Annotated in this window: 15 protein-coding genes; 13 read left to right on the top strand and 2 right to left on the bottom strand. The window is 72.2% G+C overall.

All coding sequences use genetic code 11. From position 1 onward, the window contains the following. The first annotated feature begins 1 nt into the window (after position 1). The 8 genes from glmS (at position 2) to I2501_RS07455 (ending at position 10,604) form a co-directional block, all read left to right on the top strand. Positions 2 to 1,873 (top strand): glutamine--fructose-6-phosphate transaminase (isomerizing), encoded by a 1,872-nt coding sequence (gene glmS, locus I2501_RS07490; protein WP_196193086.1) that lies wholly within the window; start codon positions 2 to 4, stop codon positions 1,871 to 1,873. Between the two features lie 97 nt (positions 1,874 to 1,970). Then, positions 1,971 to 2,339, top strand: a complete 369-nt coding sequence (locus tag I2501_RS07485; RefSeq protein ID WP_196193085.1) for a holo-ACP synthase — start codon at positions 1,971 to 1,973, stop codon at positions 2,337 to 2,339. 30 nt (positions 2,340 to 2,369) lie between these two features. Then, complete coding sequence (locus tag I2501_RS07480) at positions 2,370 to 3,866, top strand: NAD(P)H-hydrate dehydratase (protein ID WP_196193084.1); 1,497 nt, start codon at positions 2,370 to 2,372, stop codon at positions 3,864 to 3,866. Between the two features lie 133 nt (positions 3,867 to 3,999). Beyond that, positions 4,000 to 4,605: a L,D-transpeptidase gene (locus I2501_RS07475; protein ID WP_236046023.1), complete on the top strand. Its 606-nt coding sequence runs from the start codon at positions 4,000 to 4,002 to the stop codon at positions 4,603 to 4,605. A 262-nt stretch (positions 4,606 to 4,867) separates the two neighbouring features. Beyond that, the gene (gene alr / locus I2501_RS07470; protein WP_196193083.1) at positions 4,868 to 6,004 is read left to right on the top strand and encodes an alanine racemase; all 1,137 of its coding nucleotides are present in this window, start codon (positions 4,868 to 4,870) and stop codon (positions 6,002 to 6,004) included. Further along, positions 6,004 to 7,455 (top strand): alpha/beta fold hydrolase, encoded by a 1,452-nt coding sequence (locus I2501_RS07465; protein WP_236046021.1) that lies wholly within the window; start codon positions 6,004 to 6,006, stop codon positions 7,453 to 7,455. The genes alr and I2501_RS07465 overlap by 1 nt, the downstream gene beginning before the upstream one ends. A gap of 48 nt (positions 7,456 to 7,503) precedes the next feature. After that, complete coding sequence (tsaE, locus tag I2501_RS07460; protein ID WP_196193082.1) at positions 7,504 to 8,061, top strand: tRNA (adenosine(37)-N6)-threonylcarbamoyltransferase complex ATPase subunit type 1 TsaE; 558 nt, start codon at positions 7,504 to 7,506, stop codon at positions 8,059 to 8,061. A 662-nt stretch (positions 8,062 to 8,723) separates the two neighbouring features. Next, positions 8,724 to 10,604 carry a S53 family peptidase gene (locus I2501_RS07455; protein ID WP_196193081.1) on the top strand — a complete coding sequence of 627 codons (1,881 nt, stop codon included), beginning with the start codon at positions 8,724 to 8,726 and terminating at the stop codon, positions 10,602 to 10,604. A gap of 95 nt (positions 10,605 to 10,699) precedes the next feature. Here the strand turns inward: I2501_RS07455 and I2501_RS07450 are convergent, their stop codons facing one another. Continuing rightward, positions 10,700 to 11,263, bottom strand: coding sequence for a hypothetical protein (locus tag I2501_RS07450; RefSeq protein ID WP_196193080.1), 564 nt, complete (start codon positions 11,261 to 11,263; stop codon positions 10,700 to 10,702). Between the two features lie 152 nt (positions 11,264 to 11,415). On the opposite strand from I2501_RS07450, the gene tsaB reads away from it, so the two are divergent. From tsaB to tsaD, 3 genes are read left to right on the top strand one after another with little or no spacing between them, the layout of a single operon-like run. After that, the gene (tsaB, locus tag I2501_RS07445; protein ID WP_196193079.1) at positions 11,416 to 12,096 is read left to right on the top strand and encodes a tRNA (adenosine(37)-N6)-threonylcarbamoyltransferase complex dimerization subunit type 1 TsaB; all 681 of its coding nucleotides are present in this window, start codon (positions 11,416 to 11,418) and stop codon (positions 12,094 to 12,096) included. Further along, entirely contained in the window at positions 12,093 to 12,674 is a 582-nt protein-coding gene (gene rimI / locus I2501_RS07440) for a ribosomal protein S18-alanine N-acetyltransferase (RefSeq protein ID WP_236046020.1), read from the top strand. The genes tsaB and rimI overlap by 4 nt, the downstream gene beginning before the upstream one ends. Continuing rightward, positions 12,664 to 13,752: a tRNA (adenosine(37)-N6)-threonylcarbamoyltransferase complex transferase subunit TsaD gene (tsaD, locus tag I2501_RS07435; protein ID WP_196193078.1), complete on the top strand. Its 1,089-nt coding sequence runs from the start codon at positions 12,664 to 12,666 to the stop codon at positions 13,750 to 13,752. The genes rimI and tsaD overlap by 11 nt, the downstream gene beginning before the upstream one ends. A 3-nt stretch (positions 13,753 to 13,755) precedes the next feature. On the opposite strand, the gene I2501_RS07430 is transcribed toward tsaD, so the two are convergent. After that, entirely contained in the window at positions 13,756 to 14,958 is a 1,203-nt protein-coding gene (locus I2501_RS07430; protein WP_196193077.1) for a class I SAM-dependent methyltransferase, read from the bottom strand. A 266-nt stretch (positions 14,959 to 15,224) separates the two neighbouring features. Between I2501_RS07430 and groES the strand changes: the two genes are divergently transcribed. Together groES and groL are read left to right on the top strand one after the other, a co-directional pair. Continuing rightward, positions 15,225 to 15,533 (top strand): co-chaperone GroES, encoded by a 309-nt coding sequence (gene groES / locus I2501_RS07425; protein WP_196193076.1) that lies wholly within the window; start codon positions 15,225 to 15,227, stop codon positions 15,531 to 15,533. A gap of 103 nt (positions 15,534 to 15,636) precedes the next feature. Further along, positions 15,637 to 17,271, top strand: a complete 1,635-nt coding sequence (gene groL / locus I2501_RS07420) for a chaperonin GroEL (protein WP_196193075.1) — start codon at positions 15,637 to 15,639, stop codon at positions 17,269 to 17,271. Positions 17,272 to 17,433 lie beyond the last annotated feature (162 nt).

The following is a 17,433-nucleotide window of genomic DNA, read 5'->3' as shown; positions in this document are numbered from 1 at the left end:
GATGTGCGGAATCGTTGGTTACGTTGGCGAGCAGCCTGCCCTGGACGTGGTGCTGTCCGGGCTGCGCCGTCTGGAATACCGGGGGTATGACTCGGCGGGTGTCGCCGTGCAGACCCCCGAAGGCGGCCTCGCGGTCGCGAAGAAGGCCGGCAAGCTGGCCAACCTGGAGAAGATGCTGGCCGAGCAGCCGCTGCCGGAAGGCACGGTCGGCATCGGTCACACCCGTTGGGCCACCCACGGCGGGCCGACCGACGCCAACGCGCACCCGCATGTGGGCGGCGCGGGCAAGGTCGCGGTCGTGCACAACGGCATCATCGAGAACTTCGCGCGGCTGCGCGTCGACCTCGCCGAGCGCGGCCACCTGCTCACGTCGGAGACCGACACCGAGGTGGTCGCCCACCTGCTGGCCGAGGCCACGGACGCCCAGCTCGCCGCGGGCAGCGGCACGCTGGACCTCGCCGAGGCCATGCGCGGCGTCTGCCGCAAGCTGGACGGCGCGTTCACGCTGGTGGCCACGCACGCCGACGCGCCCGGCGTGGTCGTCGCCGCGCGTCGCAACTCGCCGCTGGTGGTCGGTCGCGGCGAGGGTGAGAACTTCCTCGCCTCGGACGTGGCCGCCTTCATCGAGCACACCCGCGAAGCCATAGAGCTGGGCCAGGACCAGGTCGTCGAGCTGACCCGCGAGGGCGTCACGGTCACCGACTTCCACGGCAACCCGGGTGAGTACCGCGAGTACCACGTCGACTGGGACGCCTCGGCCGCCGAGAAGGGCGGCTACGACTACTTCATGCTGAAGGAGATCGCCGAGCAGCCCAAGGCGGTCGCCGACACCCTCCTCGGCCGGATCGACGCCAACGGCTCGCTCACCCTCGACGAGCTGCGCATCGACCACTCGGTGCTGCGGGAGATCGACAAGGTCGTCATCGTCGCCTGCGGCACGGCCTTCCACGCCGGTCTGATCGCCAAGTACGCGATCGAGCACTGGACCCGCATCCCCTGCGAGGTCGAGGTCGCCTCCGAGTTCCGCTACCGGGACCCGATCCTGGACCAGCAGACGCTGGTCATCGCCATCTCGCAGTCCGGCGAGACCATGGACACGCTGATGGCGCTGCGTCACGCGCGCGAGCAGGGCGCCAAGGTGCTGGCGATCTGCAACACCAACGGCTCGACCATCCCGCGCGAGTCGGACGCCGTGCTCTACACGCACGCCGGTCCCGAGGTCGCGGTCGCGTCGACCAAGGCGTTCCTGACCCAGCTGGTCGCCTGCTACCTGGTCGCCCTCTACCTGGGCCAGGTCCGGGGCACCAAGTGGGGCGACGAGATCTTCGAGGTGATCCGCCAGCTCGCGGACGCGCCGAAGCAGGTCGAGCAGGTGCTGACCACGATGGAGCCGGTCCGCGAGCTGGCCCGCTCGCTGGCCGACGCCAAGTCGGTGCTGTTCCTCGGCCGTCACGTCGGCTACCCGGTGGCCCTGGAGGGCGCGCTCAAGCTCAAGGAGCTCGCCTACATGCACGCCGAGGGCTTCGCGGCGGGTGAGCTCAAGCACGGTCCGATCGCGCTGATCGAGGAGGGGCTGCCGGTCGTCGTGGTCGTCCCGTCGCCGCGTGGGCGCTCGGTGCTGCACGACAAGATCGTCTCCAACATCCAGGAGATCCGCGCCCGTGGCGCGCGCACCCTGGTGATCGCCGAGGAGGGCGACGACGCGGTCGTGCCCTACGCCGACCACCTGGTCCGCATCCCGCAGACGCCGACGCTGCTGCAGCCGCTGGTGGCGACCGTCCCGCTGCAGGTCTTCGCCTGCGAGCTGGCCACGGCCAAGGGCCACGAGGTCGACCAGCCCCGCAACCTGGCCAAGTCGGTGACGGTGGAGTAGTCCGTCGGTGACAGAGTTGGGCCCGGACGCAGCACGCGTCCGGGCCCCTTCTGCTTCTGCTCGGGTTCTGCTTCTGCTTCTGCTCGGGAGTTTCTGAATGATCATCGGAGTCGGCATCGACGTCGCGGAGATCAGCCGCTTCGAGGAGGCCCTGCGCCGCACCCCCGCGCTGGCGGACCGGCTCTTCGTCGACGACGAGCTGACCCTGCCCAGCGGCGAGCGGCGCGGGATCGCCTCGCTGGCGGCCCGGTTCGCGGCCAAGGAGGCGGTGGCCAAGGCGCTCGGCGCGCCCGGCAACCTGGAGTGGACCGACGCGATCGTCCGCACCGAGCCCTCCGGCCGACCTCTGCTGACCGTTCGCGGCACGGTGGCGGCCTGCGCGGAGCGGCTCGGGGTGAAGTCGTGGCATCTCTCGCTCAGCCACGACGCGGGCGTAGCGTCTGCGGTGGTGATCGCCGAAGGGTGAGCGCCTGGCTCTGTTATCGGAGGATGCGCCGTGCGTTGTGCACATGCTGTGGACTGGGTCCGGGCGGCAGAGGGCGAACTGATGGCCCGTCTGCCCGAGGGCACGCTGATGCAGCGGGCGGCCGCCGGGCTGGCCGCCTGCTGCGTGGAGCTGCTCGTCGGCGGTCGGCAGGGCCGCGTCCGCGGCAGCCGGGTGCTGGTCCTGGTCGGCAGCGGCGACAACGGCGGTGACGCCCTCTACGCCGCCGCCCGGCTGGCCCGGCGCGGCGCAAGGGTCCGGGCCGCGCTGCTCGCCCCGCCGGAGCGCACCCACGCCGGTGGACTGGCCGCGCTGCTCGCGGCGGGCGGCAGGACGACCGACGACCCCGCCGAGGCCGCGTCGGCCGACCTGGTCCTCGACGGCATCGTCGGCATCGGCGGACGCGGTCCGCTGCGCGAGGCCGCGCTCCCGTGGGTCGACGCCGCCCAGGCCGGTGAGGCGCTCGTTGTCGCCGTCGACCTGCCCAGCGGCGTCGACCCGGAGACCGGGGCCGTCCCCGGCCGCGCGGTCCAGGCCGACGTCACGGTCACCTTCGGCACCCACAAGCCCGGCCTGCTCGTCGACCCCGGCGCGTCGCACGCCGGCGTGGTCCGGTTGGTCGACATCGGGCTGCCGGTCGCGCCCGAGGCGGGCGACCACGTCGTCGAGGCGCTGCAGCACGCCGACGTGGCCGCGCTGCTGCCGGAACCCGAGGCCGAGAGCGACAAGTACCGGCGCGGGGTGGTCGGCATCGCCGCCGGTTCGGCGCGGTACCCGGGCGCTGCTGTGCTGGCCGTCGGCTCCGCGCTGCGCGGCGGCTGCGGCGCGGTGCGCTACGTCGGCGCGGCGGGCGCGGACGTGGTGCGGGCGCATCCCGAGGCGCTGGTCGGCGACGGCGGTCCGGCGGACGCCGGGCGGGTACAGGCCTGGGTGGTCGGCCCCGGTCTGTCCCAGGACACCGACGCCGAACGGGCCGTGACGGAGGCCCTGGCCGCCGAGGTGCCGGTGCTGGTCGACGCCGACGGGCTGCGGCTGCTCGCCCGACGCGGCAGCGCGCCCGCGAACGCGCTGCTCACCCCGCACGCGGGCGAGGCCGTCGCGTTGCTGGCCGGGGTCGGCGTCACCGCGACCCGGGAGGAGGTCGAGGGGGAGCGGCTGCGGTACGCGCGCATGCTCGCCCGCGCGTACGGCTGCACGGTGCTGCTCAAGGGCTCGACCACCGTCGTCACCGGCCCGGAGGGCCCGGCCCGGGTCAACCCGACCGGGACTGCGCAGCTCGCCACCGCCGGGAGCGGCGACGTGTTGGCCGGACTCGCCGGTGCGCTGCTCGCCGCCGGGCTGGCGCCGAGGGACGCCGGGTCCGTCGCCGCGTATCTGCACGGGCTGGCGGGCAGGATCTCCTCCGGTGGCGCGCCGACCTGCGCCACCGCGATCACGGCCGCGCTGCCCGAGGCCTGGCGGTCCGTCATCGCGGGGGACACCGATGACGGGATTCCGCCGTTCCGGTGAGTTTTGTGGCGATATTCGGCCGGACGGGGGTGAGCTGCGGTCAGATGTGCAACCGATCAGCCGAATTGATTGTCTTCTCAACGACTCGACGACTCATCGACACCGTGCACAGCAGACGGAAAGCAGGGGAGAGTTGAAGCAGCTGAAGGCACGAGTGACCGTGGCGGCCCTGGCCATGGCGGCACTGCTCGGCGGGGTGGGCACCCTGGGCGTGGGAACGGCGGACGCCGTCACCCCGACGCCTGGCACGACGACGCCCGCCGTGGCGGCGCAGGCGGCGACCACCCAGGCGATATCCACGCACGCGGCCACGACCTCGCACCCGGCTACGACGCCGCACCCGGCCACGACCGCGCCGAAGTCGCCCTGCCCGACCAACCGGGGCCGGGTGGTCTGCGTGGACCTGACCCACCAGAAGCTCTGGATACAGGACGGCAGCAAGCTCGTCTTCGGCCCCGTCGCGGTCCGCACCGGCCGCAGGGGGTACGTCACCCGGGACGGCCTGTGGCACATCTACTGGCGCGACCTGCACCACGTCTCGTCGATCTACGACGTTCCCATGCCCTACAGCCAGTTCTTCACCGGCGGCGAGGCGCTGCACGCGGTGGGCATACCGATGTCGACGCCGCCCGGTTCACACGGCTGTGTCAACATGACCGTCCACGACGCGCAGATCGCCTGGAAGCTGCTGCGCGTCGGCGACGTCGTCGACGTCTTCGGGCGCAAGCCCGGCACGTGATCTGGCACCACCCCGCACGACGCAACACTGTGGCGCCCGTCACCCCGTGCCTCGCCCGCCGACCTTTGCCCTGCCGCGACGCCCGGCACGCACATCTGCTGCGTTGGCGAACCGCTCAAGTACGGCCCAGTACGTGAGCGGTCCGCCGCCTTGCAACTGCGCGCACCGGACGCCGCGGCTGACCGGGCAAAGGTCGGCGGGCGAGGCACCAGTGACGGGCACCCGCCTGCTTCTGGGAGACTTACCCCCGATGGAAACTGCGATGCGAGCCGAAGCTCTGATCGACCTGGCGGCGCTGCGCGGCAATATCGCCGCACTGCGCGAGCGTGTCGGGTCGGCCGGAGTCATGTCCGTGGTCAAGGCCGACGCGTACGGCCACGGCGCGATCCCGTGCGCCCGCGCGGCCCTGGCCGCCGGCGCGAGCTGGCTCGGCACGGCCACCCCGGAGGAGGCGCTCGCTCTGCGCGCCGCCGGGATCGGCCCCGACCAGGCCCCGGTGCTCTGCTGGCTGTGGACACCGGGCGGCCCGTGGCGCGAGGCCGTCGCGGCAGACCTCGACATCACCGTCAGCGGCCTGTGGGCGCTGCCCCACGTGCTGGACGCGGTCCGCGCGGTCGGCCGTCCGGCCCGGGTGCAGCTGAAGGCGGACACCGGGCTCGGCCGCAACGGCGCGCAGCCGCACGACTGGCCCGAGCTGGTCGCCGCCGCCCGCGCCGCCGAGGCCGAGGGCCTGATCAAGGTCACCGGCGTCTGGTCCCACTTCGCCTGCGCCGACGAGCCCGGCCACCCCTCCGTCACCGCGCAGCTCGACGCGTACCGCAGCGCCCTCGAGATCGCCGAGGCAGCAGGCCTGCGGCCCGAGGTGCGGCACATCGCGAACTCGCCCGCCACGCTGACCCTGCCGGAGTCCCACTTCGACCTGGTGCGCACCGGTCTGGCCCAGTACGGGCTGTCCCCGGTGCCGGAGGTCGGCTCGCCGGCCGACTTCGGTCTGCGGCCGGTGATGTCGCTGGTGGCCAGGGTCGCCCAGGTCAAGCGCGTGCCGCGCGGACACGGCGTCAGCTACGGCCTCACCTACACCACTCCCGGCGAGACCACGCTGGCCCTGGTCCCGCTCGGCTACGCCGACGGGATCCCGCGCCACGCCAGCAGCACCGGACCGGTCTGGCTCGCGGACAAGTGGCGCACGGTCGCCGGACGCGTCGCGATGGACCAGTTCGTGGTCGACCTCGGCGGTGACGCCGTCGAGGTCGGCGACCAGGTCGTCGTCTTCGGCCCCGGCGACCGAGGCGAGCCCACCGCCGAGGACTGGGCCCGCGCGGCGGGCACCATCTCGTACGAGATCGTCACCCGGATCGGCGCCCGGGTGCCCCGTCGCTACCTGGAGGACGGCGGCTGATGCCGGGGGAGAGCGGGGACGTCGTCCGCCAGGTGCGGGACGCGGCGGGCGCGGTCGTCGGTGACGTCGCGGCCGGCCGCTGGCGCCGCGCGGGCATCGTCGGCGTCTCGCTCGGAGTGGTCGCCGCCGGTGCGGCTGCGGGCGTCGCGCTGGAGCGGATGACCGTCGGCCGCGACATGCGCCGTCGGGCCCGCGCCGAGATCGACGCGGCGGCGGCCTTCGGCTCGCTCCGCGGCACCCCGCTCCACGTCGCGGCGGCCGACGGCACCGACCTCTACGTCGAACTCGACGGCTCCGGGTGGGCCGGCACCGCCCCGGCGATCGCCCGCGAGGCCGCGGAGCGCACGGAGCGCGCTGGGCGCACGGACCGTGCTGAGGGCACGGACCGCACCGAGCGCACGGAGCCCGTCGCGACGGTGACCGACGCCGGGCCCAACAGCCGTCCCACGCTGCGCAGTTGGCTCGGCAGGCGGCGCGCCTCCGGTGCCGAGCCGCAGCCCGGACCGCTCGGCGGCGTGCTCTCCGGCGTCGGCAGCTGGCTCGGGATGCCCCCGACCCCGCCGCTGACCGTCGTCTTCGCCCACGGCTACTGCCTCAACCAGGACAGCTGGCACTTCCAGCGCGAGGCGTTCCGCGACGGGCTGCGCCTGGTCTTCTGGGACCAGCGCAGTCACGGCCGCTCTGAGCGCTCCCGCAGTTACCTGGCCGGTCAGCAGTCCTCCATCGACCAGCTCGGCGAGGACCTCGGCGCGGTGATCGACGCCGTCGCGCCCACCGGACCGCTGGTGCTGGTGGGGCACTCCATGGGCGGGATGACGATCATGGCGCTGGCCGACCAGCGTCCCGAGCTCTTCGCCGAACGCGTCGCCGGGGTCGCCCTGCTCGGCACCACCGCGGGCAGCTGGCGCGGGGTGACCCTCGGCCTGCCCGGCGTCGGCGCGAGGATGTTCCACCGGATCGGCCCCGGCGTGATCAAGGCGCTGGGCCGTCAGGCGGGGCTGGTCGAGCGCGGGCGTCGCCTCAGCAGCGAGCTGACCGCCGCGATCTACCAGAAGTTCTCCTTCGGCTCCGACGACATCGATCCCGCGCTGGCCCACTTCGCGCAGGACCTGCTGGAGGCCACGCCGGTCGACGTGGTCGCCGAGTTCTTCCCGGTCTTCCCCGCCCACGAGAAGACGGCCGCGCTGGCTGTCCTCCGCGACATCCCGACCCTGGTGATGGCCGGGACCCGGGACCTGCTCACACCGCCCTCGCACAGCGAGGCGATCGCCGCCGAGCTGCCCGACGCGGAGCTGGACATAGTCCCCGACACCGGCCACCTGCTGATGCTGGAGCGCCCGGACCTGGTCGACGCCCGCCTCGCCGACCTCCTCGAACGCGCGGCCGCGCACTGCGGCGCGCCGCTGCCGCAACACGTGCACGATCTCGCGCAGGCCACGCGCCGAGCCTGACGTCCGAGCGCCGGGCCGACGCCCTGAACCGAAAGGACCCGCAGCACCATGGGTAACGCCGTGAATGCCGTCACCATCTCCGTTCCGGACCCGGCCGCGATGCAGGAGCTCGGCCGCACGCTGGCGACGGTGCTGCGCCCGGGGGACCTGGTGCTGCTCTCCGGCGAGCTGGGCGCGGGCAAGACCACGCTGACCCGCGGCCTGGGCGAGGGCCTCGGCGTGCGGGGCGCGGTGACCTCGCCGACCTTCGTGATCGCCCGGGTCCACCCCTCCCTGGTCGGCGGCCCGGCCCTGGTCCACGTCGACGCGTACCGCCTGAGCGGAGGCCTGGACGAGATGGAGGACCTGGACCTGGACGTCTCCCTGCCGGAGTCGGTCGTGGTGGTCGAGTGGGGCGAGGGCAAGGTCGAGGAGCTCTCCGAGACCCGCCTGGAGGTCCGCATTGACCGCGCGCTGGGCGGCGAGGCCGGGCACGACGACCACCTGCTCTCCCTCTCCGAGGACCTGGACCCGGAGATCCCCGACGACCGCAAGGTCACCCTCCACGGCCTCGGCGCGCGCTGGGCCGACGTCGACCTCGGCGCGCTGGCGGTCGCCCGGGCGTAACACCGGTGCGGTCAGGTCGCCCTACCGGGGGATGGCGGTTGTTTTTCCGACGCGCTGTCGGGAAGATGGAATGAGCCGCACCTGACACCCCTCGGGGAGACCGAATGCCCGGCACGACCTCGTCCGATCCCCGCGCCACCGACGTGGACGTCGCCCGCGTGCTGGCCTCCGGCCCGTCGGCGGCAGCGGTCTGCACCCCTCCTTCGGAGGAGGAGCCCCCGAAGGCGGACGAGAATGCGGTAGAGGACGAAGCTCCCCATTCCGACGATTGAGGTAGTTGCACCGCTTAGGGGCGCGAGGAACTGCGCGAGCAACCAACCTGGGTGGATGGCCCTGCTCGTTCGGTTTTCCACCTGCGTGGGTGGCTTGTCGCGTAGTTTCCCGCGTCCCTGAGGGAAGTGCAACGTCCCTTGCGTGCATGACAAATTTCTATGCATCGTCAAAAACGCATTTCCCCGTGTGAAATGTCGCCTTGTCACCACTGAACTCGGTAACACGGTTGTGTCGCACTCTTGACCGATGGTTCATTCCCCGGTTCGATTCCCCTTGCCATACATCGCAGGGGCAACGTTGGGGCCGCTGCTACGGCCCGGGGAGGGCGTTTGAAGCACATCAGGGGAACACATCGGCGTGCCGGCATAGCTTTGGCAGCGACGCTGCCCATGCTTGCCGCCGCCGTCGCCGCAGGGGCGCCGGCCAGTGCCGCGCCCGCTCGGCACGCGATCGTCGGCGGGAAGCCGGCGTGGACCGCGGCCGCCGCGGACAAGGGCCAGGTGGCCCAGAACAACGCGGTCACCGCGCGCGTCTACCTCGCGGGTGACCAGGCCGGACTCGCCGCCTACGCCACACAGGTGTCGAACCCTCAGGACGCCAACTACGGCAAGTACCTGAGCCCGCAGGCCGTCCAGGCCAAGTACGGCGCGACCAAGGCGCAGGTCGCCGCGGTCAAGCAGTGGCTGGCCGCCTCCGGCTTCAAGGTGACCGCCGAGAACGACCAGTACCTCACCGTCACCGGTGACGCCGCCGCCGCGCAGACCGCGTTCGGTTCGCAGCTGCACAGCTTCGCCACCGACGGCCACGTCTACCGCGCCCCGGTCGGCGCGCTGACCGTCCCGGCCGACGTCGCGGACGCCGTGCTCACCGTCACCGGTCTGAGCACCGCCCCGTCGAAGGCGACTCACGCGGACACGCTGCCCGGCCCGGGGGCCGCCTACGTCAACTCGGGTCCGTTCTCCAGCTACTACGGCTCGAACCCGGCGAAGACCCTGCCCAAGGTGGACGGCCGTACCGTGCCGTACGTCATCAAGGGCTACAACGGCCACCAGCTGCGCTCCGCCTACGGCGCCGCGGCCTCCGGCCTGACCGGCAAGGGTCAGACCATCGCCATCGTCGACGCGTACGACTCGCCGACCATCGCGTCGGACGCGTCCACCTACGCGCACCTCAACGGTGACGCGGCCTACAAGGCGGGCCAGTTCAAGGAGTACGACCCGGCCACCTGGACCCACACCGCCGCCAACGACTGCGGTGCGTCCGGCTGGTACGGCGAGCAGACGCTCGACGTCGAGGCGGTCCACGCGGTCGCCCCGGCCGCGAACATCCACTACGTCGCCGCGGCCTCCTGCTACGACGCGGACCTGATCGACGCGCTCGACAACATCGTCACGAATCACCTGGCGTCCCTCGTCAGCGACTCGTGGGGTGAGCCGGAGAACGCGAGCGACCCGTCGAACGACGCCGTCTACAACAACATCTTCGAGCGCGGCGCGGTCGAGGGCATCAGCTTTGACTTCTCCTCCGGCGACAACGGCGACGAGGTCGCCAACTCCGGTACGAAGCAGGCCGACATGCCCGCCGCCCTGCCGTGGGTGACGGCGGTCGGCGGTACCTCGCTGGCCATCGGCAAGAAGGGCAACTACGAGTTCGAGACCGGCTGGGGCACGGACGTCGCGCCGCTGGCCGCGAACGGCAAGAGCTGGACCGGGTTCCCGGGAAACTACCAGAGCGGCTCGGGCGGTGGCGTGAGCGCCCGTACCGCGCAGCCGTGGTACCAGGCCGGCGTCGTCCCGTCGTCGCTGTCGGCGAGCAAGAACGGCCCGATGCGCGTCGTTCCCGACGTCGCCGCGGTCGCCGACCCGCAGACCGGCTTCCTGATGGGCCAGACCCAGGCCTTCCCGAACGGGACGGTCAAGTACAGCGAGTACCGCATCGGCGGCACCAGCCTCGCCTCGCCGGTCTTCACGGCGATCGAGGCGCTGGCGCAGGAGAAGCAGGGCTTCGCGCTCGGCTTCGCCGACCCGGCGATCTACGCCCGCAAGGCGCTGCTGCACGACGTGACCGACCACCCGTTCGGCCCGAACGTCCAGCTGGCGGTCGCCCGCGTCAACTTCAACAACAGCGTGGACGCGTCGGGTGGCACCAGCACCTCCGCCCGCACGCTCGGCACCGACGCGTCGCTGCACGCGACGAAGGGCTACGACGACGTCACCGGCCTCGGTTCGCCGACCTACTGGTACATCGAGTCCTTCGGCATCCGCCGCTGACGCGCTGAACCGCTGAACCACTGAACGCCTGTGGCCCCGCACTCCGGTGCGGGGCCACAGGCGTTTCTCGCAGGTCTTCGCAGGGTCTTCGCAGGTCAGGCGACGACCACGACCTTGGTGTTGTACGGCGCGAAGTCGTACAGCGCCTGGCCGTCGGCGACCGACTCGCGGATGCCGCCGAGGTGCTTGGACGGGTCCGGCGGGGGAGTGCTGCCGTCGACGGCGGAGCTGAAGCCGATGATCGCGCCGTCGTGGCTGGCGAACAGGACCGCGTTCTTGATCAGCTTGCCGTCCGAGCCGGTGTACGGGCCCGGCACGATCCGGAACACCACGTAGCTGCCCGGCGACGGGTCGACGTTGCCCGGCATCACGGTGAAGGTGCGGTCCGCGCTCGCGTCCGTCGGGTCGACCAGCCAGACGCGCTTCTGGCCGGGCGAGTACACCACGCGCCGACCCTCCCCCGAGTTCGCCGGGACCGCGGGCGGCTTGGCCGGCGTCACACCCTTGCCCGCGGATGCCGAGGCCGCCGGGACCTTGCCGGGCGGCGCGGCGACCGTCGCGGACGCGGAGTTCTTGGCCTGCACGGCGAGCAGGGTGACGACGGCGAGGGCTCCCGCGGTCAGCGCGGTGACCACCGAGCCCGAACCGAGTTTCGCCACGGTCTCTCCTCCCACTCCTTGGACCGACCGAGTGGCCGACCGTTTCTGCGGACGCGGCGCGCGCACGACTGCGCGACGGCCACGGCCGGGTCCAAGCCTCTCATCCTCCCGGCCGCGGCGAGCACAAGCGGGCCACCGACTAACCTGGGTGCGTGCTTCTGCTTGCGTTCGACACCGCCACGCCCGCCGTCACCGCCGCCGTGTACGACACCGACACCCGAACCGTACGGGCGGCCGCCGACCAGGTCGACGCCCGCCGTCACGGTGAGCTCCTGCTCCCCACCATCGACGCGGTGCTGCGTGAGGCGGGCACGCCCAAGGAGTCGCTGGGCGGTGTGGTCGTCGGCGTCGGCCCGGGCCCGTACACCGGCCTGCGCGTCGGACTGGCCACGGCCGCCGCGTTCGGGCACGCGCTCGGCATCCCCGTGCACGGCGTCTGCTCGCTGGACGGCGTGGCCCGTGCGGCGCGCGACGCCCGGGTGGTGAGCGGCCCGTTCGTCGCCGCCACGGACGCCCGCCGCAAGGAGGTCTACTGGGCCCGCTACGACGCCGACGGCGTCCGCGTCGAGGGCCCGGCGGTCGACCGTCCGGCGGAGATCGCCGAGAAGGTGGCCGGGCTCCCCGCCGTCGGCGCGGGCGCGCTGCTCTACCCGGACGTCTTCACCGACGTCCCGGCCGGTGCGCCGGAGCACCAGTCCGCCGCCGCGCTCGCGGCCTTCGCCGCGGACGCGCTCGCCTCGGGCACGCCGCTGCTCCCGCCGACCACCGCGCTCTACCTGCGGCGGCCGGACGCGGAGGTCCCCAAGAACTACAAGACGGTGCTCCCCGCATGACCGCCGCCCATACCGCGCGGACCCTCTCGGCGTCGGCGTCGGCGCCTGCCACGCTGCGCGAGATGCGCTGGTGGGACATCGAGGCCGTGCTCGTGCTGGAGCGGGAGCTCTTTCCCGACGACGCCTGGTCGGTCGGCATGTTCTGGTCCGAGCTCGCGGACGCCCGGCACCCGGGCGCGACCCGCTGGTACACCGTCGCCGAGCAGGGCGAGGGCGAGGGCGCGGAGCGCCGGATCGTCGGCTACGCCGGGCTGATGGCGATCGCGGGCGAGGGCGACGTGCAGACCATCGCGGTGGCGCAGGACCAGTGGGGCACCGGCCTCGGCGCCCGCCTGCTGCAACGGCTGGTCGACCAGGCCGCCGAGGCCGAGTGCCACGACCTGCTGCTCGAGGTCCGGGTCGACAACGACCGGGCCCAGCGGCTCTACGAGCGCTTCGGCTTCGCGCCGGTCGGCATCCGCCGCAACTACTACCAACCGTCCGGCGTGGACGCCCTGGTGATGCGTCGTCAGATGACGGACGCGGACGCAGGCGCAGACGTCCAGGGAAGTGAAGGAACAACAGACGATGGCCGCTGACGAACCGCTGGTCCTCGGGATCGAGACCTCCTGCGACGAGACCGGCGTCGGCATCGTCCGGGGCACCACGCTGCTCGCCGACGCCGTCGCGTCCAGCGTCGACGAGCACGGCCGCTTCGGCGGCGTCGTGCCGGAGATCGCCAGCCGCGCGCACCTGGAGGCGATGGTCCCCACCGTCCAGCGCGCGCTGGACACCGCCGGGATCAAGGCGAGCGACCTGGACGGCATCGCCGTCACCGCCGGCCCCGGCCTGGCCGGTGCGCTGCTGGTCGGCGTCAGCGCGGCCAAGGCGTACGCGTACGCGCTCGACAAGCCGCTCTACGGCGTCAACCACCTCGCGTCCCACATCTGCGTGGACCAGCTGGAGCACGGGCGGCTGCCCGAGCCGACGATGGCGCTGCTGGTCTCCGGCGGGCACTCGTCACTGCTGTTCACCGAGGACATCACCAGCGAGGTCCGCTCGCTCGGCGCGACCATCGACGACGCCGCGGGCGAGGCCTTCGACAAGGTCGCCCGCCTGCTCAACCTGGGCTTCCCCGGCGGCCCGGTGATCGACCGCTACGCGCGCGAGGGCGACCCGAAGGCGATCGCCTTCCCGCGCGGCCTGAGCGGCGCCAAGGACCCGGCGTACGACTTCTCCTTCTCCGGCCTCAAGACGGCCGTCTCCCGCTGGGTCGAGGCCAAGCGCCGGGCGGGCGAGGAGGTCCCGATCCGGGACGTCGCCGCGTCGTTCCAGGAGGCGGTGACGGACGTGCTGACCAGGAAGGCGGTCCGCGCCTGCAAGGACGAGGGCGTCGACCACCTGATGATCGGCGGCGGCGTCGCGGCCAACTCCCGGCTGCGGGCCATGGCCCAGGAGCGCTGCGAGCGCGCGGGCATCACGCTGCGCGTCCCGCGTCCCAAGCTCTGCACCGACAACGGTGCGATGGTCGCCGCGCTGGGCGCGGAGATGGTCCGGCGCGACCGCAGGCCGTCGGCCTTCGACCTGTCCGCCGACTCGTCGCTGCCGGTCACCGAGACGCACGTCCCGGCGTCGTTCCCCGACGCGCACGACGAGTTGCACCGGCTGTCCGAGTAACGGTCAGGCGGTGGCGGCCGGTTGCCCGATCAGCATGACCGGCGCACCGGCCGCCCTGGTCAACACCACGACCGCCGAGTTCGCCCCTTCGGGCTTCACCTTCCGGCGCAGCTCCTCGGGTTCGATCGCCGAGCCGCGCTTCTTGACGACCAGCGTGCCGATGCCGCGCTCGCGGACCAGCGCCTTCAGCTTCTTGAGGTTGAACGGCAGCGCGTCGGTGATCTCGTACGCGGTCGCGTAGGGGGTCGCCGTGAGCTGATCCGACGTCAGATAGGCGATGGTCGGGTCGATCAGGGTCGCGCCGTCGCCGTGTTCGCCGCTCAGCTGCGCCGCGACCTCGGCGACGAGGTGCGCGCGGATGACCGCGCCGTCGGGCTCGTAGAGGTAGCGCCGCACCGGCCCGGCCTCCGGGTCCGGGAGCAGACCGCCCGTCAGGCTGGCACCCGCCGGCAGCAGCGTGGCCCGGTGCGGACTGCCCGGCTCCGGCTTCGAGCCGAACCAGAGCGCGGCCTCCTTCACGTCCCCGCCGTCGGAGACCCACTCGGCCTCGGCGTCCTCGGGCACGGCCTCGTGCGGGATCCCGGGGGCGACCTTCAGTGCGGCGACGGGAGCCTTGCGCGCCGCCTCGATCGCCCAGCTGAGCGGCGGCGAGTACGCCTCCGGGTCGAAGATGCGGCCCCGGCCCGCGGAGCGCCTGGCGGGGTCGACGAAGACCGCGTCGTAGCCGCTGGTGTCGACCTCGGTCACGTCGGCGCAGCGGGTCTCGATCAGCTCGCCCAACCCGAGCGCCTCGGCGTTCGCCTCGGCGGCGGCGCAGGCCAGCGGATCCCGGTCCACCGCCAGCACCCTGATCCCGGCCCGTGCGAGGGCCAGCGCGTCTCCGCCGATCCCGGAACACAGATCCGCGACGGAGCCGACCCCCAGCGCGCGGAACCGCTGCGCGCGCCACTCCGCCACGCCCGAACGGGTGGATTGCTCGACCCCGTTCGGAGTGAAGTACATCTGCTGCGCATCCGCCCCGAACTTGGCCGCGGCGCGCGTGCGGAGCCGCGCCTGGCTCAGCGCGGTCGACACCAGCGTCGCGTCGTACGTCCGCCGCAGGCGCGTGGCGAGCGCGAGCTCCTCACCGGGGGAGTAGTCCCGCAGCTCGTCAAGCAGGGCTTGACCCTCGGGGGTGAACAGGGCACGGAACGCATCGATCTCCACGGGGACATTCTCCAGGCGAGAAGCCAGCCGCCATCCAGGGGCGCGAGGAGAGTGCGACCGGCCCGTCCGCGCACCTGCAACTTCGCGACTCGTTGGCACTCTGGTTGACCGAGTGCTAACCGCCGCCTACAGTCGTCGTTGGCACTCTCCACCAGAGAGCGCTAAGCGTGAGACGGTACGTCCGGCACCGCGACGACGGGCATGCCATGTCTTCACGCCCCAAGACATGTGTACCCCGTGAGATCTCCGAAGGGGGAGGTCGGATCGTGACGACCACCAGCTCCAAGGTTGCCATCAAGCCGCTCGAGGACCGCATTGTGGTCCAGCCGCTCGACGCCGAGCAGACCACGGCCTCTGGCCTGGTCATCCCGGACACCGCCAAGGAGAAGCCCCAGGAGGGCGTCGTCCTGGCTGTCGGCCCGGGTCGCTTCGAGGACGGTCAGCGTCTTCCGCTCGACGTCAAGGTCGGCGACGTCGTCCTCTACAGCAAGTACGGCGGCACCGAGGTCAAGTACAACGGCCAGGAGTACCTGGTCCTCTCGGCCCGCGACGTGCTCGCGATCATCGAGAAGTAAGTCCTACCTGACCTGACCGTCAAGACGGCTAAGTCGTGACCCGCCCCGGGATCCCGTACCACGGGGCCCGGGGCGCGGTTGTTTCGAGAGGGAACCCCTAGGCATGGCCAAGATCCTGCAGTTCGACGAGGACGCCCGCCGCTCGCTGGAGCGCGGTGTCAACAAGCTGGCCGACACCGTCAAGGTGACGATCGGCCCCAAGGGCCGCAACGTCGTCATCGACAAGAAGTTCGGCGCCCCCACCATCACCAACGACGGTGTCACCATCGCCCGCGAGGTCGAGCTGGAGGACCCGTACGAGAACCTCGGCGCGCAGCTGGTGAAGGAGGTGGCTACCAAGACCAACGACATCGCTGGTGACGGCACCACCACCGCCACCGTGCTGGCCCAGGCGCTCGTCAACGAGGGTCTGCGCAACGTCGCCGCCGGTGCCGGGCCGGCCGCCCTGAAGCGCGGTATCGACGCCGCCGTCAAGGCCGTCTCCGAGCACCTGCTCTCCGTCGCCCGCGAGATCGAGGGCAAGGACGACATCGCCGCCGTCGCCGCGCTCTCGGCGCAGGACGCCCAGGTCGGCGAGCTCATCGCCGAGGCCATGGACAAGGTGGGCAAGGACGGTGTCATCACCGTCGAGGAGTCCAACACCTTCGGTCTCGAGCTCGAGTTCACCGAGGGCATGCAGTTCGACAAGGGCTACCTGTCTCCGTACATGGTCACCGACCAGGAGCGCATGGAGGCCGTCCTCGAGGACCCGTACATCCTGATCCACCAGGGCAAGATCTCCTCGATCCAGGACCTGCTCCCGCTGCTGGAGAAGATCCTGCAGGGCGGCGCCTCCAAGCCGCTCCTGATCATCGCCGAGGACGTCGAGGGCGAGGCGCTCTCCACCCTCGTCGTCAACAAGATCCGTGGCACCTTCAACGCCGTGGCCGTCAAGGCCCCCGGCTTCGGTGACCGCCGCAAGGCCATGCTGGGCGACATCGCCACGCTGACCGGCGCCACCGTCATCGCCGAGGAGGTCGGCCTCAAGCTCGACCAGGCCGGTCTGGACGTGCTGGGCAGCGCCCGTCGCGTGACCATCACCAAGGACGAGACCACCATCGTCGACGGCGCCGGCTCCAGCGAGGAGGTCGCCGGTCGGGTCGCCCAGATCAAGGGTGAGATCGAGGGCACCGACTCCGACTGGGACCGCGAGAAGCTGCAGGAGCGCCTGGCCAAGCTGGCCGGCGGCGTCTGCGTCATCAAGGTCGGCGCGGCCACCGAGGTCGAGCTCAAGGAGAAGAAGCACCGTCTGGAGGATGCCATCTCGGCGACCCGCGCCGCGGTCGAGGAGGGCATCGTCGCCGGTGGCGGCGCCTCCCTGGTCCACGCGCAGAAGGTGCTCGACGGCGGTCTGGGCCTGACGGGCGACGAGGCCGTGGGTGTCGCGGTCGTCCGCCGCGCCCTGGTCGAGCCGCTGCGCTGGATCTCCCAGAACGCGGGCCTCGAGGGCTACGTCATCACCACCAAGGTCTCCGAGCTGGGCGACGTCCGCGAGGGCTACAACGCCGCGACCGGCGAGTACGGCGACCTGGTCAAGGCCGGCGTCATCGACCCGGTCAAGGTGACCCGCTCCGCGCTGGAGAACGCCGCGTCCATCGCCTCCCTGCTGCTGACGACCGAGACCCTGGTCGTCGAGAAGAAGGAGGAGGAGCCGGCCGCGGCCGGCCACTCCCACGGCGGCCACGGCCACGCGCACTGACGCTCCCGTCGCTCTGAGGCCCGGTACCCCGAAGGGGGTGCCGGGCCTCCGGCGTTTCGTTGCACTTTTCAGTTCGGGCACCCGGGGAAGTTGCACGACCCAGGGGCGCGGGGAACTGCGCGAGTAACCACCCTGTGCGGATGGCCCTGCGCGTTGAGGACC

Origin of the sequence: Streptacidiphilus fuscans (genome assembly GCF_015690355.1) — a bacterium.
Lineage (GTDB): Bacteria > Actinomycetota > Actinomycetes > Streptomycetales > Streptomycetaceae > Streptacidiphilus > Streptacidiphilus fuscans.
Note: the sequence above shows the minus strand (reverse complement) of the source record. Positions and strands in the feature narration are given on the sequence as shown.

Excerpts from the sequence above, each read along its gene's own strand:
- glmS (WP_196193086.1), top strand. The coding sequence starts at position 2 with ATGTGCGGAATCGTTGGTTACGTTGGCGAGCAGCCTGCCCTGGACGTG.
- I2501_RS07485 (WP_196193085.1), top strand. The coding sequence starts at position 1,971 with ATGATCATCGGAGTCGGCATCGACGTCGCGGAGATCAGCCGCTTCGAG.
- alr (WP_196193083.1), top strand. The coding sequence starts at position 4,868 with ATGCGAGCCGAAGCTCTGATCGACCTGGCGGCGCTGCGCGGCAATATC.
- I2501_RS07465 (WP_236046021.1), top strand. The coding sequence starts at position 6,004 with ATGCCGGGGGAGAGCGGGGACGTCGTCCGCCAGGTGCGGGACGCGGCG.
- tsaE (WP_196193082.1), top strand. The coding sequence starts at position 7,504 with ATGGGTAACGCCGTGAATGCCGTCACCATCTCCGTTCCGGACCCGGCC.
- I2501_RS07455 (WP_196193081.1), top strand. The coding sequence starts at position 8,724 with ATGCTTGCCGCCGCCGTCGCCGCAGGGGCGCCGGCCAGTGCCGCGCCC.
- rimI (WP_236046020.1), top strand. The coding sequence starts at position 12,093 with ATGACCGCCGCCCATACCGCGCGGACCCTCTCGGCGTCGGCGTCGGCG.
- tsaD (WP_196193078.1), top strand. The coding sequence starts at position 12,664 with ATGGCCGCTGACGAACCGCTGGTCCTCGGGATCGAGACCTCCTGCGAC.
- groL (WP_196193075.1), top strand. The coding sequence starts at position 15,637 with ATGGCCAAGATCCTGCAGTTCGACGAGGACGCCCGCCGCTCGCTGGAG.